We start from the raw sequence: 21,645 nt of genomic DNA, 5'->3' as shown, positions 1-21,645 counted from the left end.
GTTTGGCGCGAGAATTGCGAACTCGAAGACCGACGGCGTCCGGTTCCGACTGCGAACCTATGCGGACTACTTGTACGGCGCGCAGACCTCTTCGAGACCCTCCTCGAAGCTGATTTCGGGTGTCCAGCCGGTCGCCTCCCTCATCTTCGAGGCGTCGGCCATCGTGTCGTGGACGAACATATCGTCGTCGATGGGGTTCTCGATGTGTTCGGGTTCTACGTCCGCACCGAGTTCGTCTTCCAGCATTTCGATGACCTCGTTGGCGCTGTAGGAGTCGCCCGTACCGAGGTTGTAGATGCCGGTGAGTTCGTGGTCCGCTGCGAGTTCGAGACCGCGGACGATATCGGAGACGTGCGTGAAGTCTCGGGTGTGGCTCCCGTCGCCGTAGATGACGGGAGTCTCGTCGTTGGCGATATCGTGAGCGAACTGCGAGATGATGTTCGCGTACTCGCCTTTGTGTTCCTCAGACCCGCCGTAGCCTTGATACACCGAGAAGAAGCGCATCCCGGCCACGTTCAGGTCGTGGGCGTTGGCGAAATACTCGCCGTAGCGCTCGCGGGCGAGTTTCGACGCCTCGTAGCCCGTACGGGCCTCCACGTCCATACTCTCGGGCGAGGGGTCGGTCCGACTCCCGTAGATCGACGATGTCGAGGCGTAGACGACAGTGTCACAGCCGTCCTGCCTGACTTGTTCGACGGTGTTGGCGAAACCTTCGACGTTGACGCGCGCACCCTGTCGGAGACCTTCGATGCTGTCCTCGTGCATGGTGAGCGACGACAGCGCCGCGAGGTGGAACAGCACGTCCACATCTTCGGTCGGCAGGTCGTCGTCCAGCACGCTTGCGTCGTGGAACTCGACGGCGTCGTCGATATTCTCGGGGGTGCCGAGATAGCAGTCGTCCACCGCGAGAACGTCGTTCTCGTCGGCGAGGTAGTTAGCCAGATTCGACCCGATGAAGCCTGCACCACCGGTCACGAGGACGCGTTTCCCTTGCATATCTGGACCCATCGTCGCCACCGTCAAATCGCTGTCGCTCCGCTCTCCGGGCACGGGTGACCACCTGTCAGTCCGTCGGAATTCCGACGCCCGTCGCGCCGTCGGCCGGTCCGTCGCATTTAAGCCTATCTGTCGCCAACGATGGGTCAATGTCCACAATCGAACTGACGGCGAGTCAAAAGAAGATCCTCCGCGCGCTCGTGGACCTCCACCGCGAGACCGAGGACGCCGTAAAAGGTGAAGATATCGCCGACGAAGTCGATCGGAACCCCGGTACTATTCGGAACCAGATGCAGAGTCTCAAGGCCCTCCAACTCGTCGAAGGCGTCCCCGGTCCGAAAGGCGGGTACAAGCCGACGGCCAACGCGTTCGATGCGCTCGGCGTCCAGAACATGGACCAAGAGGCAGAGGTCCCCATCGCTCTTGACGGCGAACTGCTCGAAGACCTCAACGTCGAGGAAATCGACCTCGCCAGCGTCCACCACCCGGAACTCTGCCGAGCCGAAATCCACGTCCGCGGGTCGGTGGGGCAGTTTCACGAGGGCGACAGCGTCCGCGTCGGACCGACGCCCCTCTCGAAACTCGTCATCCACGGGTCCGTGGACGGGAAAGACGACACGAACAACATCCTAATTCTGAAGCTCGAATCGATGGAAGCCCCCGCCGAGGAACCTGAACACTAACTCCGCTCTACATCTCGTATTTATCGCCCGATACTGATATCTCTCTTTCATTTTTTCGTGATAGGTACTCTCTCTCATTCGTTCCGGGGTTTCAAAGCCTTTGTATCCCCGGCCTTCGGAGATGTTGATATGACTGAGAAAGTCGTCGTGGTCGGCGCGGGTTACGCTGGTGCAGGCGCGGTTCAGAGCCTCGAAGACGAGTTGGAGCATGCGGACGTAGAACTGACGTGGATTTCCGAGAACAACTACCACCTCGTTCTTCACGAAGCGCACCGCGTCATCCGTGACCCGAGAGTCGAAGACGACATCACGATTCCGGTCGGCGACATCGCTAGCCCGAGTACGCGATTCGTGCAGGCCCGCGTCGAGAGCGTCGATACGGACGACCAAACGGTCGAACTCGACGGCGACGACGCCGTCGAATACGACTACCTAGTGGTCGGAATCGGGAGCCAGACCGCCTACTACGGCATCCCCGGCATGGAGGAGAACGCCCTGACGCTCAAGAGTCTGGACGACGCCCACGAGATTCACCAGCAGGTCAAAGACGCCGCCTCGACGGCCTCGCGCAACGACCCCGCAAAGGTCGTCATCGGCGGTGCAGGTCTCTCGGGCATCCAGAGCGCGGGCGAGGTCGCGGAGTACCGCGACGAACACCGCGCGCCCATCGACATCTACCTCGTGGAAGCGCTCGAAGAGATCATGCCCGGACAGGACTCGGAGTTGCAGGGCACGGTCCGGCGACACCTCGAAGAAGCCGACGTCGAAATCCTGACCGACGACCCCATCACGGAGGCCGACGAGGACGCCATCCACTTCGACGAGGGCGACCCGCTCGACTACGACGTGTTCGTCTGGACCGGCGGCATCACCGGGCAGGACGCGCTCGACGACACCGACCTCGACAACGAACACAACCGCGTCACCTCCGAGTCTACCTTCCAGACCAGCGACGAGAACGTCTTCGCCATCGGCGACTCGGCCATCATCGACCAGGGCGAGAACCCCGCGCCGCCGACCGCGCAGGCCGCGTGGCAGGCCGCCGAAGTCGTCGGGGAGAACATCGCTCGCGCCATCAACGACCAACCGCTCGAAACGTGGTCCTACGAGGACAAGGGGACGCTCATCTCCATCGGCGAGACTGCCGTCGCCCACGACGTGCAGGCCGGTGGCGTCTCGGTTCCGTTCCGGACGTTCAACTCCTACCCCGCGAAGTTCCTCAAGAAGGCCGTCGCCGCGCGCTGGATTGCGGACGTGAGTTCGCTCCCGCGCGCGCTCAAGGCGTGGGACTCGCTGTAGGAACAAACTAACCTCTTGTAGAAACGCCGAACCCAACCGCTCTTACTCGCCGTCTCGCTGTTCTACAATCCGGTCGATGATGTGGCCCGTCGAGAGCAGTTCGCCCTCGTAGGCCGGGTCGAGTGGACTCGCACGCCGGACCTCGCAGTCGATGCCGCGCCGAGCGAGTTCGTCCTCGATGGCCGCGGCGTCGTGGTGCTGGTCGTGGCCCAGCGCGATAACGTCCGGGTCCAGTTCCTCGATGGGCGCGAAGATGTCGTCGGGGTGGCCGACGCGCGCGTCGTCCACCGGGTCGAGCGCCGCGACCATATCGCGGCGCTGGCGGTTCGGCAGTATCGGCGGTGCTTTGTGGGTGACGTTCTCCCGTCTGGCGACGATGACCGTGAGTCGGTCGCCGAACGCCCTCGCATCCCGGAGGTAGTGGACGTGTCCGGGATGGAGAATATCGAACGTTCCCTGTGCGATGACGTGGGTCATGCTCCGGCCTCCTCGGTCGATGCTGTGTTCTCGTCAGTCATGCTAAATCCTCGTCAGTCACGGTGCGTCCGCGTCCTCGTCGAAGTTGTAGTCTAACTCGGCGTCGATGTCGGCCTGCGTGAAATCGAAGAACGATTCGCCCTCGGGGAGCGACACGTCGAGCACGTCGAGGTCTCGCGGTTCGCCCTCCCGGTCGAACGCCTGCCAGTCCCCACGTTCGTAGGGGTAGCCGATGATGATGTGGACTTTCCCTCTGCCGAAGGTGGCCAAGTCCTCTTTGCTCGGCTTCAAGACCCCGTTCGGGTGGGAGTGGACCGACCCGACGGAGTTGAAGTCGTTGGGCACTTGGCTCGTCTTGACGGTGGCGCTCACCGAGTTGGTCTCCGTGCCGGGGATGACCAGCACGTCGGTGATGACGGTCCCGTCGCGTTCGAGTCCGAGCGACCGCGCGTCCTCGCCGCGGAGAAAGCCCATATACTCGTGAGGGTGAGCGTCCTCGGACGCCGCCAACGCGAACTGCATGGCGTCTTCGGCGATGCCGAGGATTTCGCTCGACCGGAACAACCGCATGGTCGAAACTCCGGTCGGGCGCGTTCTAAAGGTTGCGAACCGCTAGGCGAACGGACGTTCGGGTCGAGAAGCACGGATATATTGCTCGTAGAGACGCTATCTTCAGGCTTGACGAAAAGAGTCGGCCGCAACACCACCGTATGCACCGCGCCGCCTCGCATCAGCCTCACGCCTCCCCAACCGCTTGTGCTTCTCGGTCACTTCGTTCGCTCCGATGCTCAGCCCTCGCGCGGATGGGCGCGTCGCCCACGGCGTCGCGCCGTCGGACAAACCACGTCCGACGAGCCGTGCGCTCACGTCTGCTTGCGGTTCCACCGCTCGCTTGTCGCGGCGCGGAGCGCCGTGCACCGTTCGCGCAGACGCCCGCACGCGCCGGGCCGAACAGTCCACCGAGCGCGAACGAGACTCGGAGAACGAGCGAGACCCCTCAGAATCGGAATCCGGAAGTCGGCGCATGAAGCTCTGAGCCGGATAGAACCCCGAAGAACGACGCGAATTGCTCCCGACCAGAACGGGGCGTCCTGTGGCTACTTGCAAACCCTTAAAATCGACCGAACCGAAACTACGGGCAAGAATGACATCTACCGCTGACTCGGGCGAGGTCGTCGTCTACGACCTCGACCCGGCCTGCACCCTCGAAGACGTTTCAGAGGGCAACTACTACCACGCCACCGTCAACGGCGTGGTCGATTACGGCGTGTTCGTGGACCTCTCGGAGTCGGTCTCCGGACTCGCTCACGAGTCGAACTACGAGGGTAGCTACGCGGTCGGCGACGATCTCGTGGTGGAATTGACCGAGATTCGGGAGAACGGCGACCTCAGCTTCGACCCCGTGGAACTCGACGACTACGAGACCGTCGAAGTCGGCCACGACTACGACATCTCCGACGCGGGCGACCTCTCGGACGCGGTCGGCGAAACCGTCCACCTCGAAGGCGAAATCGTCCAGATAAAGCAGACTGGCGGCCCGACCATCTTCCACGTCAGCGACGAGACCGGCGTGGTCCCCTGCGCCGCGTTCGAGGAGGCTGGCGTCCGCGCGTACCCCGAGGTCGAAATCGACGACGTGGTTCGCGTGACCGGGCAGGTAGACGAGCGCGGCAACTCCCTACAGGTCGAAGTCGATTCGCTGGACGTGCTGACCGACGGCGAGGCCGACGACGTGCGCGAGCGCCTCTCGGCCGCGCTCGACGAGCGCGCCCAGCCCCACGAGACCGAACCGCTCGTGGAGTGGCCCGCGCTGACCCAGATGTTCCCCGACCTCGAAGAAGTCGCGCGCCAACTTCGCCGGACCGTCCTCGAAAGTCGGCCCATCCGCGTGCGCCACCACGCTGACGGCGACGGGATGTGCGCCTCGATTCCGGTCCAGTACGCCTTGGAGCAGTTCATCGAGGAGACTCACCAAGACCCCGAGGCCAAGCGCCACCTCTTCAAGCGCCTGCCGAGCAAGGCACCCTTCTACGAGATGGAGGACGTGACCCGCGACCTGAACTTCGCGCTCGAAGATCAGGCCCGTCACGGCCAGAAACTCCCGCTCCTGCTGATGCTCGACAACGGGAGCACCGCCGAGGACGTGCCCGCGTACAAGAACCTCGCACACTACGACATCCCCATCGTCGTTGTCGATCACCATCACCCCGACCCGGAGGCGGTCGAACCCTACGTGGACAACCACGTCAATCCGTACCTCTACGACGAGGACTACCGCATCACGACCGGGATGATGTGCGTCGAACTGGCGCGGATGATTTGGCCGCCCATCACCGAGGAACTCCGCCACGTCCCCGCGGTCGCGGGACTCTGTGACCGCTCGAAGGCCGACGCGATGACCGACTACGTGGAACTCGCCGAGTCTGAGGGCTACGAAGAGGCCTTCCTCCGCGACGTGGGCGAGGCGCTGGACTACGAGGCCCACTGGCTGAAGTACGACGCCGGGCGCAACCTCATCAACGACGTGCTGAACGTCGGTAACGGAGATGGCGACGAGCGCCACCGCGAACTCGTCTCGTTCCTCTCGGAGACTGCCGAGTCCGAGGTCGAGGACCAACTCGACGCCGCCATGCCTCACGTCGAACACGAGCGTCTGGAGAGCGACGCGAACCTCTACCGCATCGACGTGGAGAACCACGCCCACCGGTTCACCTACCCCGCGCCGGGCAAGACCACGGGCGAAATCCACGACCGGAAGGTCCAAGAGACCGGCGAACCGGTCATCACCATCGGCTACGGGCCGGACTTCGCAGTTCTCCGGAGCGACGGCGTGCGCCTCGACATCCCCGAGATGGTGACGGAACTCAACGAGGAAATCGTCGGCGGCGGCGTCTCGGGCGGCGGCCACCTCGTCGTCGGGTCCATCAAGTTCGTCCCCGGCATGCGCGAGGAAGTGCTGGACGCGCTGGTCGAGAAGATGGCCGACGCCGAACTCGACGAGGCGTTGCAGAGTACGACCGTCGGTCACGAGCAGGACGACTGAGTTAGCGGCGCTTCTCGAAGACCACCTCCCGTTTTGCGACCAGAATTGCGACGACGGCACCGATAGCCACCGCCGCGAGCAGGCCGACCGGAACGCGATTCGACCCGCCGTATCCGCCTTCGCCCGCGCTCGCCTCCCAGTCGGCGTCGAAGGCGTCGGCGTAGTACGCGCCCGCCTCCTCGCCGTGTAACAGCACGGCGACTTCTCGGTTCTCCCGTGCCGAGTTGTTGTTCCAGTTCAAACTTCCGACCACCGCCGTCTCGCCGTCCACGACCACGCCCTTGGCGTGAATCTTCTCGTAGCGTCCTCGCGGGTCGGCGAGGCGCGCGTCGAGCGGCAGGTCTTCTCTCTCGGCGCGCCCGTTCAGCCACTTGACCAACTTTTCGTTGTCTTCCTTGACGTACCACGCGCTACTCAGCAGTACATCGACCTCGACGCCTCGGCGCGCGGCCCGGAGGGTCGCACGAAGGAGTGAGTGTCTTCGCCCGCCGACCGAGACCTGCTGGACGCGAATGGACTCGTCGGCGGCGTCGAGTCGGTCGAGTAAAGCATCCTCTGCATTGTCGGGAGCAACGAGAACACTGCTCGAAGCAACCGTAATATTGCTCGGTGTGACCTTCGACGGGTACGTCTCGTTCGCGGGTGTGCCGTCGGCGGGGGTAAAGCTCTCTCCCCGACGGAATTCGGACCACGATTTCGCGCCCCGGTAGTCGGCATCAGCCTCGAACACCTCTGCGAGGCGGCCCGCGGCCGCCTCGCTCCGTACGACCGCGCCCCACCCGCGGTTCGCGTGGCCGCCGGTCCCCGATGGCTTCCAGTTCTCGGTCAGTACGAGCGCGCGGTCGTCCGCGACGGCGTACTTCGGGTGGTGGAAGTCGTAGCGGGCGCGCGGCCCGCCGAGGACACGAACTTCGACGCCGCGGGCGACCAGCGAGTCGAGAATCTTTGCTGACCGCCGGGTGAGACCGCCGACCGGCGCGCCGTCCACCAGCACGCGGACGGAGACGCCCCTGCTTGCGGCGTCGGCCAGCAGGTCGGCGACTCGTGGGGAAGCGAAGCTGTAGCCCGCCAGCAGGATGCGCCGGTCGGCCGAGCGAAGCGTCTCGACGGGAACGTTGGGCGCGTCGGGCAGGACGAACGCCCGCGCTTCGGTCGGTCCGGTCCGGGCGACGCCGAAGTCCGTCGCACCGAGGGGCGTCCACCGCCAGCGGTCGTCGCCGGTCGTTCGGTGCCAGCGTTCGCTCTCGGGAGCGTTTTCGTACGTGACACTCCCTATGGTTCTGTTTCCGCGAACCAGTCGGACCGTCTCGCCGCCGTTCGCCAGTGAGAAGTGACCGTCGAGCGCGAGGACGCGAGCGTCGGTCAGGTTTCGCGCGAACTCGGGGGCGGTCGAGACGGCGACCCGACCCGAAACGGTCGCGTTCGGGAGCGAGACGGTCGCTTCGCCGTCGGCGAGCGCCCACGCAGAGAGGTTCGTCCGGTCGGGAATCTGGAGGACGACGAACTCCCCGGCATCCTCGTCCGCGACGGGATTCGGGTAGAGCGAGACGATTTCGGGTGTTCCAGTCGCGGTCATCGCGTCGTTTGCGGCCGCGGTCACCCCGTGATTCACTGGCGACTCGGCCGTCGCACCCGCGGGAGCGGCCGGTATCGCCGCTGGCGCGACGACTACGAGCAGGACCGCGGCGAGGAGCGTCGGCGTGAGGGCGCGCGAGGAGGACACGGGAAGGGTTGGTCGCCCGTTCCGATTTAAACCCTCGGGGACCGGTGGATTTTTGCTCGATAGGTTCGCCGGTGTGAATATGGTGGACTTGGTGCTGGCGCTCGAACTCTCGGGATACGCGCTCGGTGCGCTCGGCGCGGCGTTGGTCTTCTTCGAGTTCTTCCAACTGCCGACCTACGTTGAGTATAGCGAGGAGTACAACGACTACAGCCTCGACATCTCGCCGATGGAAGTGACCGAACATACCTGGATCGGTCGCATCGGCGCGTTCCTTCTCATCGTCGCCTTCGCCGTGCAGTTCGTCGCGGCGCTACTCGGCTGAGGGGTGGACGACGTTCCGACAGTCGGGACACTCGGCGAAGCGGGCGGGGCGGCCGTCGGACTCGTACTCGATGAGAAGCCAGTCACGAGTAATCACTTCGTCGCAGTTTGGACAGCGCCCGACCGTTTTCGGTTCGTACGCCATACTTGCGTACGTATTAGGACGAATAGCCGTCGCTTTGTTATTGTGTGAGTAATGTCGATATCGAACGGTACCGTCAGACTAACTCGACCGCAAATCCGGGACCGGAAGACGACTCCGGCGGTAGTCGCGGCTTATGCCGCTGTTTGGCGCTCGCTCTCGACTGCTTTCTCGGCTTCGGCCTGCACGAGGTACGCCCGGTCGTCGGCGTATGGTCGGACTGCTTCGAGTGCGCGCTCGGTGCCGATTTGGTTGAGCGCCCACGCCGCGCTGGCCCGAACCTCGTCGGCCTCGTCGTCTTCGAGCAGGTCCGCGAGCGGGTCGATGGCACGCGTGTCGCCGATGAGACCGAGCGTGCGGGCGGCCTGACTTCGCACTTCTGAGTTGTCGGCCGCGAGTCGGTCGGCAACGTCTTGGGTCGCCTCCTCGCTACCGATTTCGCCGACCGCCTTGAGCGCGGGCTTGGCGAGACCGGGGTCCGAATCCACGTAGTCGAGTACCGCGTCGAGACCTTCCTTGTCGCCGATTTTGCCGAGCGTCCGAATCGCGTACTCGTCTCGGCGCTGGGCGAGTTCCGTCATCTTCTCCAGCGAGTCGGGGTGGCCCATTCGGACGAGCGCCTCCTTGCAGTGTTCCTCCATGAAGTTCGACTGGAGGTTGTCGAGCGCGAGCAACACCATGTCCGCGCGGCCGCGCTTCTCCCAGACCTTCAGCGCGTGCCACTCCGGCGGGTAGTCCTTGCGGTGGTCGAGAACGTCGTAGAAACCCTGTGCCTGCAACTGCTCGCGGGTTTCGAGGTCGTCCCACTCCTCGGCGGCCTCGACGCCAGCGTCGAGGTCGGCGGCCGCTTCCTGTAGGTCCGCGATGGTTTCGGCGTCCTCGTCGGGGTCGAGTCCCGCCTCGCCGATTTCGACCGCGGCGTCGTCGATAGCGCCCGCGATGTCGGTCACGCCCGTCGAGACGGTCGCAGAGATGGAGACGCCCAGAATCTCTTCTACGTCCGCGATGAAGGCCTCGACCACTTCGGCCAGTTCCTCGCGGCCCGTGTCGGTCCACTCGGTGTCCTCGACGGTGGTTCCGGACGCGCTCACGTCCTCGACAACGTCCTCGGCGTAGGGACCGCGGGCGTCTTCGAGGTCGCTTTGGAGGTCCGAGAGACGGCCCTCGAACTGCTCGCGGGGACCCTCCTCGTCCTCGTCGTCGGGTTCCGGGAGATCGGCGTCTTCGAGGTGTCCCTCGATTTCGTCGAGATGCGCCTCAACCTCGTCGAGGTCGGCCTCGGTTTCGGCCGCTTCGAGGTCGCTCTCGGCGGCGTCGAGTTCTTCCTCTAGCTCCTCCTCGGAGAGCGGCGTCGTGTCGAGTTCGGTCTCCTCGGACTGTTCGGTCTCCGGCGCTTCCTCGGTCTCCTCGCCCGCGTTGTCCTCGTCGCTCATTCGTCCCACCCCGCAAGGCTTACCGGACTCATATGTGCAAAACTCGGTGCGTACACCTCAAGAGCGTTTCCCTTCACCCTCGCGGGTCGCCGACCTCCGGCCCTCGACCTCGCGCGCGTCGAGGTCGCAGTCGGTCTCCCGCCAGTAGAATCGCGGGCCGAGCAGAAGATACGCCAGCGCCGCCGCGAGCAGGAGTCGGGGGAACGCCCGGCCGAAGGCGGCCGGAACGAGGATGGCCAGCGCCTGTAAACCACCCATCGCCAACGCGTCACGCGCGAAGAGGTCCGGATACGTCACGTTCGTCACCATCAGGTACGCGAAGGCACCCGCGGCCGCCAGCAGGACTGTGGCGTCCTCGACGCCCGCCAGCACGCTCGCGGCGAGAAGCGTCCCCGCGAGCGTACTCGGGACGCCCTCGGTGTGTCCGTTACCCACGTCGTAGGCGGTGTAGAGTCCGAGTCGGACGACCGCCATCGCCACGAACAACGCGGGCACCGCGAAGACCGCGACGGCCACCGCGGAGGGGTCGGTCAGTGCCCACCGCTCGCGCGCGACGACGAACACGAGCATGGCTGGCGCGACGCCGAACGAGGCCACGTCCGCCAGCGAGTCCAGATACTCGCCCGCGGGCGTGCTACCCAACGTCCGGGCGACGACGCCGTCGAGACCGTCGGCGACCGCCGCGAGCAACACCAACCGGGCGGCCAGTTCCGGGTCGATGGTCGCGGCGACGGCCGCGAGGAAGCCGAGCGCGGCGTTGGCGACCGTCACCGCGTCGGCGACGCCGAGCCGACCGACGAAGCGGGGTTCCATACGTGTCGGGTGTGCGGTGGCCGTTGATACGTCTTTATATCCGGACGACTCTCGCTCGGCGGGTAGGGTCGCGCTCGGGGTTCGAGTCGCGGCCGACGGTTCCGGGACCCGCTTTCGCATGACCTAAATCGCTTGAACGCCGAGCCACCGACATGAACCGCCGAACCTTCCTCGCCGGGGCCGCGACCGTCACAGCAGTCGGGGTAGCCGGGTGTAGCGCCCTCGGCGGCGGGAACAACGAAGCGACCGACTACGACGTGGGCATGGGGTCGGCGTTCTTCCGGCCCGCCGAAATCGAGGTCTCGGTCGGTGAAACCGTCGTTTGGGCGAACACGGGCAACCGTAGACACACCGTAACGGCCTACGAGAACCAGATTCCCGACGACGCCGACTACTTCTCGTCGGGCGGTTTCGACTCGGAGGCGGACGCCGTCGATGGCTGGCAGGACGGGTTCGGAGGGTACATCGAGTCGGGGACGACGTACGAACACACCTTCGAGATTCCCGGCGACTACCACTACTACTGCATCCCCCACGAACCGGAGGGGATGGTCGGGAAAGTCGTGGTGACGGAGTAATCTCCTGTATAAAACAAAAGCGTTCTATCTTTTACTAAAGTTATCCTGTTGAGACATTCGATAATACATCCAATACCCCGGTAATAGAGCTACGAAAATGTCTACTGGTATTCCGAGTATATAATTACAGGCCCACATCAACAAACCGACAGCAGCCATACTGCCTACTACCAAAAAGAACCAAGCGACTTCGTAGGCTTTCTCAGATAGTTTTGGCTGGAACCTCTCAGAGGCTTCTACTTCTGCAGCCAAGCCTACTGTTATTGAACCCATCGCAGCATACGCCCCTGAGTATCGCTGCAGTGGATTAAACGAAAGAAGGTTATATTGGGCCACGAGTATAGATATACTAACCATTGCTGCAACGCTTAACGTTGCAGCTTCTTCTTTTGATCCTATTTTCATAAATACAAAATACGCGACGAAGCCACAAATGGCCATGGCTAAGACAAGAATTAATGTCTCAAGCATCACTTTCACACGTCCATAATCGCTTAAATTATTACTTATCCCTCACTAGATACTCGGTGAAAATGACCTATAAATAAAAATAGGATAAAACCGGTGACCAAATGTGGTTTAGACTTCGACTTCGTCGTCGTCCACGTCCACGGAGGTCTCTTCCTCGGCGGCGACCTCTTCGGGACGGGCTTCCAGCGTCGTCTTCTGAATCTCGACGCGGCGGAGCGGGTAGATGGTCTTGGCCTCGCCGTAGATAGCCGACGAGAGCCGCCCCTCGACCACGCTGTCGATGAGGTCCTCGAAGGTGCGGTCCTCGGCGGCCTCCTCGACGATGTCGATCATCGTCCGGCGGATGGCCTGCTCTTGGCTCGCGTCGGCGTCCTTGGTCGTGAACGCGACGGGCTGAATCTGGACGCGGTAGTCGTCGGTCGTCAGGACCGTGATGTACGCCTCGACCTTCGAGGCACCGCGTCGCACGAGACTCCGCAGGTAGTCGCGGGTCAGTTCGTGCTTGATGAACTCGGTGTACGCCGAGTCGCTTCCCACGTCGTTGATTTTGAACGTGAGCTTGGTGTTGTTCTCGCTGGCGTCGCCTTTCAGCTCGCCCAGCGTCGTCTCGATGTTGCGACCGAGAACTTTATCCGGTTCGTCTGCGGGGGTGCCACCGAGCTCCTGTCGGTCGAACTGCTGGGGAGCGTGGATGGTGTACCACCGCTTCTCGTGTTTCTGCTTGGATACGGATCGTTCGCTCATGATTGGGTTGTGTTGTCTGCGTCTGCTGTGAATCGATTGGCTATCTGTACGACTTCCTGCGCCACCGCGAGGTTCACCACGTAGTCATCTATCGTACTCCGGAGACCGCCGGTCGTCTCGCGCTCGGCGGTCGTCACGACCGACGCGACGCCGTCGTCGCGCTCGACTCGCGTATCGATTTCGGTCGTGTTGTCGGGTCGAACCGACGCCGCCAGAATCTCGGCGTTCTCGACCCGCGACCGAATCGTCGCCGAGCGCCCGGCCGACTGTTCGGAGTCGGAGCGACCAGTCATTGTCTGGCCTCCCGGAAGGCGGCAAGGAAATCCTTGGTGTCCGTCTCGGGGTCGAATCGCGCGTAGCCACGGGTCGGCGTACCGCCACCCGTCCCGCCGACCGCTCGTGCGGCCTCGGTCGTCGCCGCGCCGACGGCTGAGTCCGCGACCGCAATCGCGGCGGCCTCGGACTCGCCGACGACGAGCGCGACGGGTTCGGGCGACCGGAAGTCCCGCAGGAGACGGGCAACCGTCTCGACGGGAGCGCTCTCCGTGCGAAGCACGAACAGGCCGTCGTACCGGCCAGTCGTGCCCTCGCGCAGAACCGCGTGAGCGCGCTCGGCGTGGTCGCGCCACGCATCGAGCGCGTCGGCGCGAGCGTCGTGACCGAGCGCCAGCGCGACGCCGGTTCCCGGTCGCTCGCGCGCGGCGGCTTCCAGCACGTCGGCGTAGCCTTCGACCGTGGCGAACGGTGCGCTCGCCGTCCCCGCGTCGCCGGACTCCTCGTCCGGAATCGCGTGCGGCCGGAGCGCGCGCTCGACGGTCTCGGCGGCGCGGTCGGTCGCGCCCTCTCGGCCCGCGACCGCGAGCGCGAACTCCGAGGCGACCGCTCGGTGGGCCGCCTCGTCGAGTTCCGCGGGCAGGCCGAGTTCGGCGAGCGCGGCCTGTACGGTCTCGCTGTCGCCGGAGTAGTCGGCGTGCGCGAGCGTCGAGTGTGCGAGTCCGTCCACGAGGTCGTCGGTCGGCACGCCGACACCGAGTCTCCGGTCGAGACCGGCCTCGCGTGCGCGTTCGAGGACGTGTGCGCTCTCGCCCGCTCCCGCGGGGTGGCCTGCGGCGACGACCCCCGCGAGCGCCAGCACGGCGTCGGGGGTCGCACCGAGTTCGCCCGCGGCGTCGAAGGCGGTCACGCTGGCCGGGGTCGTCTCGCCCGGCAGGTGAACCTCCGTCGCGGGGTCGAGACCGATGGCGACAGCAGTGTCGCGGGCGTCCGTTGAGTCCTCGTCAGAGGAGTCTGTGGGACGAGCCAGCGTCTCGCCGAATCGCCCGACTCGAACCTGATACGGAACGCCGCGGTCGGCGCAGGCGCGAGCGAGCAGTCCGGCCGCCGCGAGGCAGTCGCCGTCGGCACGCGCGAGGACGCGAACGAAGTCGGTCTCGCGCAGTTCGGCGGCCACGTCGCTGGCCGAGTGGGTGTGGTCACCGCTTGTGGATCGACCCGAGGTGGACATTCAGGTTACTCTTCGGTGATTTCCTTGGCGGTGTCGTAGGAGTACGTGAAGTCAACGCTGAGTTCGTCGCCGCGGTAGTAGTCGATGAGGCGTCGAGCCTTCGACTGGGTGTTCTGAAGCGCGCGCTTGTTGGCGGCGTCTTGGGGGTTCTCGTCCATGTGCTCGCGCAGGCGGACGGCCCGCTCAAGCAGGTTGTAGAGGTCCTCCGGAACGTCGCCAGTGGCGTCGTTCTCCTCGAGAATCTCGGTGACTTTCTTGCCGGTCGCAAGCTTCACGTCCGGGATAGGCGTGCCTTTCACGCCCTCGTCACGAAGCTTCAGACCGATCTGGCTCGGGCTGTGGCCCTGTTCGGCCAGTTTGACGACGCGCTCTTCGATGGCGTCTTCGTCTACGTCGCTCCACTCCGGCGGTTCGTCTGCCACGGGCTTGTCCGAGTCGGACGAGCCACGGCGGCGGGTGTGCATTCGTGCCATAGTTGTCTGATTGGAACTGCACAGGCCGCTATCGCCGATTGTGAGGTATGCGTGCTGATGCGTCGGTCTGACGCGGCGCACGTCCGCAATCCCGAGTCGGGCAAGCACCCGACGAGTCAGATTTGCGGCTGTGCTGTTCCCGTACATTTGGGGATACACCTGCAAGGGTAAAGCTTTACTATATCCTATTGTCCTCCTCGCTCTCACACGTCCGTCGTTTCGAGAAGTTCGAACAATCATTCCGGCGCGCGCTGGCGCGACCTCGTGTCTCCCCATTAGCGCGCGAGGTCTGCGCGAGCGAAGCGAGTGCAGGCTCAGCGGACGCGGTTGCGGAATGAGTGGCGTCGGCAGTAGCTAGCTACGGACGCCCCGTCTTCCTGCTGAACCGGATGGTCGAACCCACCAACTCGACTACCGACGGATTCTCTCCACCCAGTTACTCACCTCCTCTGTCACTCCTTCTCGATAGTCGGGCGATTCCGAGAGGTTTATCAGTAACCCCGGCCAACGAAGAAATGCGTTCGAGGGCTCGTAGATCAGCGGTAGATCATCCCCCTGGCACGGGGAAGGCCGCGGGTTCAAATCCCGCCGAGTCCATCCGCATTTTACCGCCGTTTCAAGGGGGACTAAACAGACATCTACACGTCTGTACTCCCCGGAAACCGGTGAATCGGCATCTCGATACACCCCCAACAGAAAGCGAGTAGCCGCGCAACCGGAACGCGGGTCGCCGCCTTCCGGCGGTCAGGATAGGGGATGGAGGTGGTCCGCGTGAGCGTTGACCACCTCACGCCCGTCTGTACCTACTGCGGTCTCGCCATCGACACACCTGAAAAAGAGTGTCCCGCCCTCGATGACGGGAGGTGTCGGCCCTAATGGCGCTGAAGAGGAGCCGCTACCCGCTTCAAGGCGTCACCTACGTTCGGATGACCAAGTGTCCGTGCGGCTACGAGTTCTCCGACTACGAGCGCCGTTCGGAACACTTCCTTGAAGACCACACTGCCGACGACGTTCCCGGCCTCTCGAACCGAGGTGACCGCGCGTGACCGCCGACCTTGCCACGGCGCACCAGCGCGCCGTCGCCACCCTCAACCTCGCCCGCGACCGCTACCTCGGCTATCTGGAGCGGGTCGGCCCGCGCAAGTGCATCGACGGCCTGCGCGACCGCCTCGACGACGGCCAGACCGTCTGGCTCGTCTGCTTGGAGAAGGACGACACCTTCTGCCATCGTCGGTTGCTCGCGGCGCGCGTCCGCGGTAGCTCGCCGACTCACTGGAGCGAGCTTCACGAGTCGCCGGAACCCGACACCGACGACGAAGACGGCCCGACGACTGCCACCCTCGGCGACTTCGCGGGAGGTGAGACCGCGTGAGCGACGACTCGACGAGCGAGACATTGCACGTCGTGGACCTGTTCGCGGGCGGCGGCGGCATCTCAACCGGCGTGGCCAACGCCGCTCGGAACCTCGGCTACACCCCCGGCGAGGACCTCAAGCTGGTCGCGGTCAACCACAGCGAAGACGCGATAGCGACCCACGAAGCAAACCACCCGTGGGCCGACCACTACCACGCCAAGGTCGAGGCGCTCCACCCGCCCAACGTCGCCCCGGCGAACGACGTGGACCTGCTCACCGCTGGCCCGTCCTGCACGCACTTCTCGAAGGCCCGTGGCGGCCAACCGGTCCAAGAGCAGGAACGCGCCAGTCCGTGGCACGTCCTGCGCTGGGTCGAACTCCTCCGCCCGAAGCACCTGCTCATCGAGAACGTCGGCGACCTCCGGTCGTGGGGACCAGTCGTAGATGGCGAACCGACCCGCGACGGCTCAATCTACGAGCGCTGGATTGGAATGCTCCAAGCGCTCGGGTACACCGTCATCCGCGACGAGAAGGACCGCTACGGCGTCAAGCTCCGAGCCGCCGACTACGGCGACCCGACAACCCGCCAGCGCCTGTTCGTCATCGCCAGCCGGACGAAACGACCGACTGCTCCCCCACGGACCCACTCCGACGACCCGGACGACGACCTCGCCGACTGGGTACCGGCCAGCGCGGTCATCGACTGGAGCGACCGTGGCGAGTCGCTGTTCGCGCGCTCAAAGGCGCTCTCCGGCAAGACGATGGACCGCATCGCCCACGGCATCCGAGACTTCTGCGACGACCGTCTCGCGCCGTACGCCGACGCGCTCGAACGCCTCACCGAAGAGGACATCTACGCGCTCCAAGACGACGTGGTCCGGGTCGAAGACCTCGCGGAGGCGCTGACCGAGCGGACTGACCCGTTCCTCGTGCGCGGCGAGGTCGCGGTCACCGACGAGAGCGAGGCCTCGACGCCGATGGTGATGGGCCAGCACTCCGGCGCACTCCCGCGTGACGCCGAGACCGACCCGCTCCCGACCATCGCTAAGCGCGGCGCGATTCACTTCATCGAGGCCGACGCGTTCGTCCTCCCGCGAAACGGGTCCAGCGGCGGTAAACACTCGAACCCCGCGTTCGACCCTGACGACCAACCGCTCCACACCGTCACCGCTCGGAACCACGACGGCCGGTTGTTCACGCCGTTCCTCGTCGATTACAAGGGCACGCCAGACCACGCCGCCCAGTCGGTCGCCGAGCCACTCCCGACGCTGACGACGCGCGCACGGTACGCGCTCGTCCATCCGGACATCTACCCGTGGGGTATCGACCTCCAGTACCGGATGCTCGACCCGCCGGAGACCAAGCAAGCGCAGGGGTTCCCGGCCGACTACGAGATTACCGGCGACACGAAGCGCACTCGCCGCGCCCAAATCGGGAACGCCGTCCCGGTCGGGATGGCGACCGCGCTCGCCGAGCACATCCTCGCCGCCGAGACCGCGACCCTCTCGACGTTCGATGCGGGCCTCTCCGACGACCCCGAGGTCGAAATCCCGGCGTACGAGGAGGTGGTCTCCGATGACTGAGCAGCCCACAGACGAAACCGAGCGGTGTCCGGAGTGTCGTGAGGACATGGAACCGATGGACGTGAGGAAGCGTCTAAAGCGCGGTCGAATCTCATACCAACGCCGTTGCCCGAACTGTGATGCGTTTATCGGAGCGGGGAAGAAGACGTTCTACAACGGCGAGGAGTTCGTGACGGAGACCGTCGGTGAGCAGTCCAGCACGGCCACCGAGCAGGGAGGTGACGACGCTTGACGCACGTCGCCAGCGCGCCCCACGAACTGGAGGCCGACTGGAACTTCTTCGAGCATGGTCTCTCGCCCTACTGGGCCGTCACGAACCTCCTCGTCAACCAGTTCGACGGCCACGCCGACCAACTGGAATACGACCTCGACGGTGAACAGTGGTCGTTCGAACTCTACTACCAGAAGGGTGGCATCGCACCCCGACCCGACGACCCCATCGACGCGCCGCGACTTTACGAGCCCCGACTGAAAGCCCGCGGTCACGGCGAACGCAAGGTCACGTTCCACGTCCGACCCCGGTTCAAGGGCATGGAACACTACGAGTCGGGCGACCGCATCTCGACTCCCTGCGACCGCGACTCCATCCCGAACGAAGGCGTCAACGTCCACGTCCAAGGCAGCAACCTCGAACCCGAGGAGTACGAACGACTCCTCCCCCAACTCGTCCAGTTGCTGTTCGCGGAGGCGGGCCAGCGGTTCAACCACGAATACTTCAACCCGCGCTACATCCACGACTCGTCGAACGCTCACTCTTACGAACGCTATCTCCGCATCCGCCGGTCGATGAACCAGAAAATCATCGGCACCAGCGGCATCCTCCAGAAACTCCATCACCTTCTCCTCGACGAGGAGGGCGTGCGCTACTCGCTGGAGGTCGATAACGAGGACACCGTCGGCAAGATGCACCGACTCCCGCTCCGGCAGTCGGCCGCCCGCGAACTTCCGGTCGGGAATCGCGGGAAGCAGGTCAAGAGCTACCTCCTGAAGAACCCCGACAGCGTCGATGAAACCGACCCGACCCACCACCCAAAACTCGGCGTGCTCTTCAACAAGGAGCTGAACAACTCGACCGTTCGCTGGTCGAAGATCGACGACCTCCAGCGTGAACTCAACGAAACGCTCATCAACCTCCTCTACTGGTCGAACGTCCCAACCGACCCCGACCAGACGACGTTCGTCCCTGACAGCCACTTCGACGTGAGCGCCTACGACGAGAATCCGACGCTCCGGCTCTACGACGACCCAACGCCGAAACTCGAAGCCTCGCAGGAAGCGCTACTCGTCCAACAGATGCGCGAGTTGACCGACGCCGACATGGACCACCTCGAAGCGATGACCGACAGCGGCCAGTGCCACTACGAAGAAGTCATCGACGAGGCGGATACCTCAGTCTCGACGCTCTACCGCACCCTCAAGCGGTGCGACGCGCTCCTTGAATCCGACAACGGCGTCGTCAAGTGGCGGTCGAAGAAGATTCGCCAAGAGTTCGCCGCCGTCTTCGAGCGCGTCGAGGAGACCGTCGAGGCCGCCGCCGACCAAGCCGCGCGCATCCTCGATCTCGACCCACGGCAACTGAAAGAGAAAGGCTCGGCCTTCCAGCGATGGCTGACTCAGTACGGTGCCGAAGTTATCAACGACGGGAGCGCACCACGCGACCGCGTCCACATCAAGATCACGTCGGTCCTCAACCGGTATCGGCAGAGTTCAGGAGAGTACATCGGGAAGGTCTTGGAGTACCTTGAGGTCGTCTGGACGAAAGCCGGATTCGACGCGCCACTTCACAAAGCGATCATCGAGTTCAATACGGGCAACGGCTACCACCGACTGATATACGGATCGGACGAACATGAACGAATAATGGATAGTTCCACCAACTGACGCGCGACTAAGTAGTGGCAACACTATTCTTCGGGGCAATTTATACAACTACAATTTTACTTCTCTTCCTCGAAACACAAGCTAACTTGCTTTAGCCAGTCTGAGATATGCGACCAGTGAGTACGGAGGTGCGGCCCTTCCCGGCGAGCTTCCCATCCAACGGGAAGCCCCCCTTAGAAGGTGTGCCTAAGGGCACCCACCAAAAAAAGTACCCCCTGCCTCCGCAAATTCAGCGGAACAGCGGAAACCACGGTGGGACTCACACCCGATCAGTCGTCCCCGAGCGCCTCATCAACATAGGACGCCTCGTAGCCCAGAACGTCACGAAGAAGTTGCGCAGGGTCTCGATCAGCCAGACCACGCGGCAACGAATCTCCCTCCGGCCCCTCCAACCCCATCAGCAAGTTAGCGGGATACGTTCCGTACAGACGAGTTAGCAGGTTCGCCAACTCCCATGCAGGCCGTGGCTCTTCGTAAGTGGCAATTTCCGTCGGACTCGCGTAGCCCGCTGGCCCCTCCCAAATTTGGACTTCGTATCCCGTGAAGCTCTTTCGCTGACCATCATTGATGATTCGGCCCTCAACCTCGCTTACAATGACCGACGTATCTCCATTCTCGTACCCATGCTCCGTTTCTTCCCAAGTATCATTCGGTGAGACCATACTCGACCGATATATGCGGACCCCTCAAGAGCCTTTGCCCCTAAGGGGCAGGACAATTGCGGGCCGGGCCAGAACGGCCCGGCCCGCCGTGGATTGGCCAATCTGCCGAAACCAGAAGGTAGAACGGATAGAACGGGTAGTAGAGCCGTATACGCGGTTAGGAAAATCCTACCCCTATCTCCTCTACGGTAGGCGAGACCTACCGCATCAACTTAGAGTAACTCGCGGAGAGGGTCTAAGTCTCGGTCCGACGGCGTCGCCCAGACCACCGCAGACGCCAACACGTAGAGATGGACCGGCGCAAGCCAGAACCACCCGCTCCCCGAGAGCGGCGACAGAACAATCCACATGTACGCCGCGAGGAACATCCCGCCCGTGACTACCGGTGCAACTCCGACGACGACCTGCGGCCACACTGCCGCCTCCTCGGCGAACTCAACGTCGAGCCACGGACGGCCCTGTGCGGTCACCCCGAACTCCACGTCCTCGGCAAACAGGAGTGCCGCGAGGTAGTGCATCACCTCGTGAAGCAGATATGCCGGTCGGAAGACTGCGTACACCGCGGTCACACTGTCTCACCTCTCGCAGACGACGAGGAGAGTTCACTCACCACCATCAGGTAGAGGACTGCTCCGAGATAGCACCCAAGAAACAGCGCGCTACAGAACTGGCTCGCAACCGGAAACCCGTGGAACGAGGTCCACGACATCGCGCCGAACGCGACGAATCCAGCGACCCCCGACCAGTAGGCTGGCTTGATGAGCGCCTCCATCTCGTCGGTCGAAGTCATTGTCCCACTCCCTGATAGAGCGTCCACAGCGCCGACGCACCGGCACCGATGGCGATAAGCATCAAGACGTTGCTGCCGAGACCGGGCAGAACCGGTGCAGCCATCCCGCCGACGATGACCGACACGACGACCAGCGGAGCAGGCGACCGCGAGTAGACGGCAAACGACCCGCCGAACGCAACCAGCACCCAGACCACGAACGCCGGACCCATCGGGTTCATGAAGGTCCGGATGATGCCCTCGATGAAGTTCCCTTCCGCCCAGAACTCCAACAGTCCGCCTGACTCTTGGAGAGGAAGTAGCTCGAACATGGGTTACAACCTCGTTCGGAGCACGATTTGAAGGATTGTCCAACCGATTATCGCGTAGACGGGGTACGCGAAGAACACCGCCGCGCGCTTCGGAACCCCCAGATTCACGAGAACGCCATCCAAGTTCCCGAGAATCCCGAGTGTCCGACCGACGATTCCGAGCGCGTCAGCAGGGTTGAGCGACCCTGAATCGGAGACCTCCCCGGACGAGTTCTCGTACGCCCTGTTCGCGTCATCCACGTCCTCTTTGACTCCCGTCGTCGGGTAAACTCCGAACGTCGGAGCAAGCGTCGCCGAGGCAAACGCCGTCGCCGCGACGATGCAGACGATTAAAATCACCATCTCCTTTCCTCGCATTCCCATA

General features: G+C 63.8%; 27 protein-coding genes and 1 tRNA gene. 11 read left to right on the top strand and 17 right to left on the bottom strand.

Going from position 1 to position 21,645, the window contains the following annotated elements; translation table 11 throughout:
• Positions 1-66 precede the first annotated feature (66 nt).
• The gene (locus EP007_RS13295) at positions 67-996 is read right to left on the bottom strand and encodes an NAD-dependent epimerase/dehydratase family protein (RefSeq protein ID WP_128478116.1); all 930 of its coding nucleotides are present in this window, start codon (positions 994-996) and stop codon (positions 67-69) included.
• Positions 997-1,145: 149 nt separating this feature from the next.
• Between EP007_RS13295 and EP007_RS13290 the strand changes: the two genes are divergently transcribed.
• Both EP007_RS13290 and EP007_RS13285 read left to right on the top strand, forming a co-directional pair.
• Positions 1,146-1,679 (top strand): Rrf2 family transcriptional regulator, encoded by a 534-nt coding sequence (locus EP007_RS13290; protein WP_128478115.1) that lies wholly within the window; start codon positions 1,146-1,148, stop codon positions 1,677-1,679.
• A 129-nt stretch (positions 1,680-1,808) separates the two neighbouring features.
• Positions 1,809-2,978, top strand: coding sequence for an NAD(P)/FAD-dependent oxidoreductase (locus EP007_RS13285; RefSeq protein WP_128478114.1), 1,170 nt, complete (start codon positions 1,809-1,811; stop codon positions 2,976-2,978).
• A gap of 42 nt (positions 2,979-3,020) precedes the next feature.
• Here EP007_RS13285 and EP007_RS13280 read toward each other — a convergent pair whose 3' ends face one another.
• Both EP007_RS13280 and EP007_RS13275 read right to left on the bottom strand, forming a co-directional pair.
• A complete protein-coding gene (locus EP007_RS13280; protein WP_128478113.1) occupies positions 3,021-3,455 on the bottom strand; it encodes an adenylyltransferase/cytidyltransferase family protein in 435 nt (144 codons plus the stop codon).
• A 57-nt stretch (positions 3,456-3,512) separates the two neighbouring features.
• The gene (locus EP007_RS13275) at positions 3,513-4,025 is read right to left on the bottom strand and encodes a Mov34/MPN/PAD-1 family protein (RefSeq protein WP_128478112.1); all 513 of its coding nucleotides are present in this window, start codon (positions 4,023-4,025) and stop codon (positions 3,513-3,515) included.
• Positions 4,026-4,599: 574 nt separating this feature from the next.
• Here EP007_RS13275 and EP007_RS13270 point away from each other — a divergent pair.
• The gene (locus EP007_RS13270; protein WP_128478111.1) at positions 4,600-6,498 is read left to right on the top strand and encodes a DHH family phosphoesterase; all 1,899 of its coding nucleotides are present in this window, start codon (positions 4,600-4,602) and stop codon (positions 6,496-6,498) included.
• Between the two features lies 1 nt (position 6,499).
• On the opposite strand, the gene EP007_RS13265 is transcribed toward EP007_RS13270, so the two are convergent.
• Positions 6,500-8,221, bottom strand: coding sequence for a phospholipase D-like domain-containing protein (locus EP007_RS13265; protein ID WP_128478110.1), 1,722 nt, complete (start codon positions 8,219-8,221; stop codon positions 6,500-6,502).
• Between the two features lie 79 nt (positions 8,222-8,300).
• Here EP007_RS13265 and EP007_RS13260 point away from each other — a divergent pair, with 79 nt between their 5' ends.
• Positions 8,301-8,543, top strand: a complete 243-nt coding sequence (locus EP007_RS13260; RefSeq protein ID WP_128478109.1) for a hypothetical protein — start codon at positions 8,301-8,303, stop codon at positions 8,541-8,543.
• Here EP007_RS13260 and EP007_RS17560 read toward each other — a convergent pair.
• The 3 genes from EP007_RS17560 to EP007_RS13250 all read right to left on the bottom strand — a co-directional run bounded on the left by EP007_RS17560 (position 8,532) and on the right by EP007_RS13250 (position 10,930).
• Positions 8,532-8,687 carry a DUF7837 family putative zinc-binding protein gene (locus tag EP007_RS17560; protein WP_166035586.1) on the bottom strand — a complete coding sequence of 52 codons (156 nt, stop codon included), beginning with the start codon at positions 8,685-8,687 and terminating at the stop codon, positions 8,532-8,534. The genes EP007_RS13260 and EP007_RS17560 overlap by 12 nt on opposite strands.
• Before the next feature lie 131 nt (positions 8,688-8,818).
• Positions 8,819-10,117, bottom strand: coding sequence for a HEAT repeat domain-containing protein (locus tag EP007_RS13255; protein ID WP_128478108.1), 1,299 nt, complete (start codon positions 10,115-10,117; stop codon positions 8,819-8,821).
• Positions 10,118-10,174: 57 nt separating this feature from the next.
• Positions 10,175-10,930 carry a protein sorting system archaetidylserine synthase gene (locus tag EP007_RS13250; RefSeq protein WP_128478107.1) on the bottom strand — a complete coding sequence of 252 codons (756 nt, stop codon included), beginning with the start codon at positions 10,928-10,930 and terminating at the stop codon, positions 10,175-10,177.
• A gap of 152 nt (positions 10,931-11,082) precedes the next feature.
• Here EP007_RS13250 and EP007_RS13245 point away from each other — a divergent pair, with 152 nt between their 5' ends.
• Positions 11,083-11,508 (top strand): plastocyanin/azurin family copper-binding protein, encoded by a 426-nt coding sequence (locus EP007_RS13245; protein ID WP_128478106.1) that lies wholly within the window; start codon positions 11,083-11,085, stop codon positions 11,506-11,508.
• A gap of 24 nt (positions 11,509-11,532) precedes the next feature.
• Here EP007_RS13245 and EP007_RS13240 read toward each other — a convergent pair whose 3' ends face one another.
• From EP007_RS13240 to EP007_RS13220, 5 genes are all read right to left on the bottom strand, one after another.
• Complete coding sequence (locus EP007_RS13240) at positions 11,533-11,982, bottom strand: hypothetical protein (protein WP_128478105.1); 450 nt, start codon at positions 11,980-11,982, stop codon at positions 11,533-11,535.
• Between the two features lie 105 nt (positions 11,983-12,087).
• Positions 12,088-12,723: a 30S ribosomal protein S3ae gene (locus EP007_RS13235; protein WP_128478104.1), complete on the bottom strand. Its 636-nt coding sequence runs from the start codon at positions 12,721-12,723 to the stop codon at positions 12,088-12,090.
• Positions 12,720-13,016, bottom strand: coding sequence for a KEOPS complex subunit Pcc1 (locus EP007_RS13230; RefSeq protein WP_128478103.1), 297 nt, complete (start codon positions 13,014-13,016; stop codon positions 12,720-12,722). The genes EP007_RS13235 and EP007_RS13230 overlap by 4 nt, the downstream gene beginning before the upstream one ends.
• Entirely contained in the window at positions 13,013-14,227 is a 1,215-nt protein-coding gene (locus EP007_RS13225; protein ID WP_128478102.1) for an exonuclease RecJ, read from the bottom strand. Before EP007_RS13225 ends, EP007_RS13230 begins: the two co-directional genes overlap by 4 nt.
• A gap of 5 nt (positions 14,228-14,232) precedes the next feature.
• Positions 14,233-14,700, bottom strand: coding sequence for a 30S ribosomal protein S15 (locus tag EP007_RS13220; protein ID WP_128478101.1), 468 nt, complete (start codon positions 14,698-14,700; stop codon positions 14,233-14,235).
• Between the two features lie 525 nt (positions 14,701-15,225).
• Here EP007_RS13220 and EP007_RS13215 point away from each other — a divergent pair.
• From EP007_RS13215 to EP007_RS13195, 6 genes are all read left to right on the top strand, one after another.
• A tRNA-Ala gene (locus tag EP007_RS13215) sits at positions 15,226-15,297 on the top strand.
• Positions 15,298-15,575: 278 nt separating this feature from the next.
• Positions 15,576-15,746, top strand: coding sequence for a hypothetical protein (locus EP007_RS17555; RefSeq protein WP_166035584.1), 171 nt, complete (start codon positions 15,576-15,578; stop codon positions 15,744-15,746).
• Positions 15,743-16,072, top strand: coding sequence for a DUF488 family protein (locus EP007_RS13210; RefSeq protein WP_128478100.1), 330 nt, complete (start codon positions 15,743-15,745; stop codon positions 16,070-16,072). The genes EP007_RS17555 and EP007_RS13210 overlap by 4 nt, the downstream gene beginning before the upstream one ends.
• Entirely contained in the window at positions 16,069-17,637 is a 1,569-nt protein-coding gene (locus EP007_RS13205) for a DNA cytosine methyltransferase (RefSeq protein WP_128478099.1), read from the top strand. The genes EP007_RS13210 and EP007_RS13205 overlap by 4 nt, the downstream gene beginning before the upstream one ends.
• Complete coding sequence (locus tag EP007_RS13200) at positions 17,630-17,869, top strand: hypothetical protein (protein WP_128478098.1); 240 nt, start codon at positions 17,630-17,632, stop codon at positions 17,867-17,869. Before EP007_RS13205 ends, EP007_RS13200 begins: the two co-directional genes overlap by 8 nt.
• Positions 17,866-19,518, top strand: a complete 1,653-nt coding sequence (locus EP007_RS13195) for a DUF7845 domain-containing protein (protein WP_128478097.1) — start codon at positions 17,866-17,868, stop codon at positions 19,516-19,518. The genes EP007_RS13200 and EP007_RS13195 overlap by 4 nt, the downstream gene beginning before the upstream one ends.
• A 269-nt stretch (positions 19,519-19,787) precedes the next feature.
• On the opposite strand, the gene EP007_RS13190 is transcribed toward EP007_RS13195, so the two are convergent.
• The 5 genes from EP007_RS13190 to EP007_RS13170 form a co-directional block, all read right to left on the bottom strand.
• Positions 19,788-20,180, bottom strand: a complete 393-nt coding sequence (locus EP007_RS13190) for a hypothetical protein (protein ID WP_128478096.1) — start codon at positions 20,178-20,180, stop codon at positions 19,788-19,790.
• Between the two features lie 212 nt (positions 20,181-20,392).
• On the bottom strand, positions 20,393-20,749 hold the full coding sequence (locus tag EP007_RS13185; protein WP_128478095.1) for a hypothetical protein: 357 nt from the start codon (positions 20,747-20,749) through the stop codon (positions 20,393-20,395).
• Positions 20,746-20,970, bottom strand: coding sequence for a hypothetical protein (locus EP007_RS13180; protein WP_128478094.1), 225 nt, complete (start codon positions 20,968-20,970; stop codon positions 20,746-20,748). Before EP007_RS13180 ends, EP007_RS13185 begins: the two co-directional genes overlap by 4 nt.
• The gene (locus EP007_RS13175; RefSeq protein ID WP_128478093.1) at positions 20,967-21,281 is read right to left on the bottom strand and encodes a hypothetical protein; all 315 of its coding nucleotides are present in this window, start codon (positions 21,279-21,281) and stop codon (positions 20,967-20,969) included. Before EP007_RS13175 ends, EP007_RS13180 begins: the two co-directional genes overlap by 4 nt.
• Positions 21,282-21,284: 3 nt before the next feature.
• Positions 21,285-21,644, bottom strand: a complete 360-nt coding sequence (locus EP007_RS13170; protein ID WP_128478092.1) for a hypothetical protein — start codon at positions 21,642-21,644, stop codon at positions 21,285-21,287.
• Position 21,645 lies beyond the last annotated feature (1 nt).

This window comes from Halorussus pelagicus, from assembly GCF_004087835.1.
GTDB lineage: Archaea > Halobacteriota > Halobacteria > Halobacteriales > Haladaptataceae > Halorussus > Halorussus pelagicus.
Note: the sequence above shows the minus strand (reverse complement) of the source record. Positions and strands in the feature narration are given on the sequence as shown.

Bases quoted from the DNA above. Each gene is read 5' to 3' on its own strand.
- EP007_RS13290 (WP_128478115.1), top strand. From the start codon at position 1,146: ATGTCCACAATCGAACTGACGGCGAGTCAAAAGAAGATCCTCCGCGCG.
- EP007_RS13275 (WP_128478112.1), bottom strand. From the start codon at position 4,025: ATGCGGTTGTTCCGGTCGAGCGAAATCCTCGGCATCGCCGAAGACGCC.
- EP007_RS13285 (WP_128478114.1), top strand. From the start codon at position 1,809: ATGACTGAGAAAGTCGTCGTGGTCGGCGCGGGTTACGCTGGTGCAGGC.
- EP007_RS13255 (WP_128478108.1), bottom strand. From the start codon at position 10,117: ATGAGCGACGAGGACAACGCGGGCGAGGAGACCGAGGAAGCGCCGGAG.
- EP007_RS13175 (WP_128478093.1), bottom strand. From the start codon at position 21,281: ATGTTCGAGCTACTTCCTCTCCAAGAGTCAGGCGGACTGTTGGAGTTC.
- EP007_RS13270 (WP_128478111.1), top strand. From the start codon at position 4,600: ATGACATCTACCGCTGACTCGGGCGAGGTCGTCGTCTACGACCTCGAC.
- EP007_RS13245 (WP_128478106.1), top strand. From the start codon at position 11,083: ATGAACCGCCGAACCTTCCTCGCCGGGGCCGCGACCGTCACAGCAGTC.
- EP007_RS13225 (WP_128478102.1), bottom strand. From the start codon at position 14,227: ATGTCCACCTCGGGTCGATCCACAAGCGGTGACCACACCCACTCGGCC.
- EP007_RS17560 (WP_166035586.1), bottom strand. From the start codon at position 8,687: ATGGCGTACGAACCGAAAACGGTCGGGCGCTGTCCAAACTGCGACGAA.
- EP007_RS13235 (WP_128478104.1), bottom strand. From the start codon at position 12,723: ATGAGCGAACGATCCGTATCCAAGCAGAAACACGAGAAGCGGTGGTAC.
- EP007_RS13170 (WP_128478092.1), bottom strand. From the start codon at position 21,644: ATGGGAATGCGAGGAAAGGAGATGGTGATTTTAATCGTCTGCATCGTC.
- EP007_RS13295 (WP_128478116.1), bottom strand. From the start codon at position 996: ATGCAAGGGAAACGCGTCCTCGTGACCGGTGGTGCAGGCTTCATCGGG.
- EP007_RS13250 (WP_128478107.1), bottom strand. From the start codon at position 10,930: ATGGAACCCCGCTTCGTCGGTCGGCTCGGCGTCGCCGACGCGGTGACG.
- EP007_RS13230 (WP_128478103.1), bottom strand. From the start codon at position 13,016: ATGACTGGTCGCTCCGACTCCGAACAGTCGGCCGGGCGCTCGGCGACG.
- EP007_RS17555 (WP_166035584.1), top strand. From the start codon at position 15,576: ATGGCGCTGAAGAGGAGCCGCTACCCGCTTCAAGGCGTCACCTACGTT.
- EP007_RS13200 (WP_128478098.1), top strand. From the start codon at position 17,630: ATGACTGAGCAGCCCACAGACGAAACCGAGCGGTGTCCGGAGTGTCGT.
- EP007_RS13260 (WP_128478109.1), top strand. From the start codon at position 8,301: ATGGTGGACTTGGTGCTGGCGCTCGAACTCTCGGGATACGCGCTCGGT.
- EP007_RS13180 (WP_128478094.1), bottom strand. From the start codon at position 20,970: ATGACTTCGACCGACGAGATGGAGGCGCTCATCAAGCCAGCCTACTGG.
- EP007_RS13220 (WP_128478101.1), bottom strand. From the start codon at position 14,700: ATGGCACGAATGCACACCCGCCGCCGTGGCTCGTCCGACTCGGACAAG.
- EP007_RS13190 (WP_128478096.1), bottom strand. From the start codon at position 20,180: ATGGTCTCACCGAATGATACTTGGGAAGAAACGGAGCATGGGTACGAG.
- EP007_RS13280 (WP_128478113.1), bottom strand. From the start codon at position 3,455: ATGACCCACGTCATCGCACAGGGAACGTTCGATATTCTCCATCCCGGA.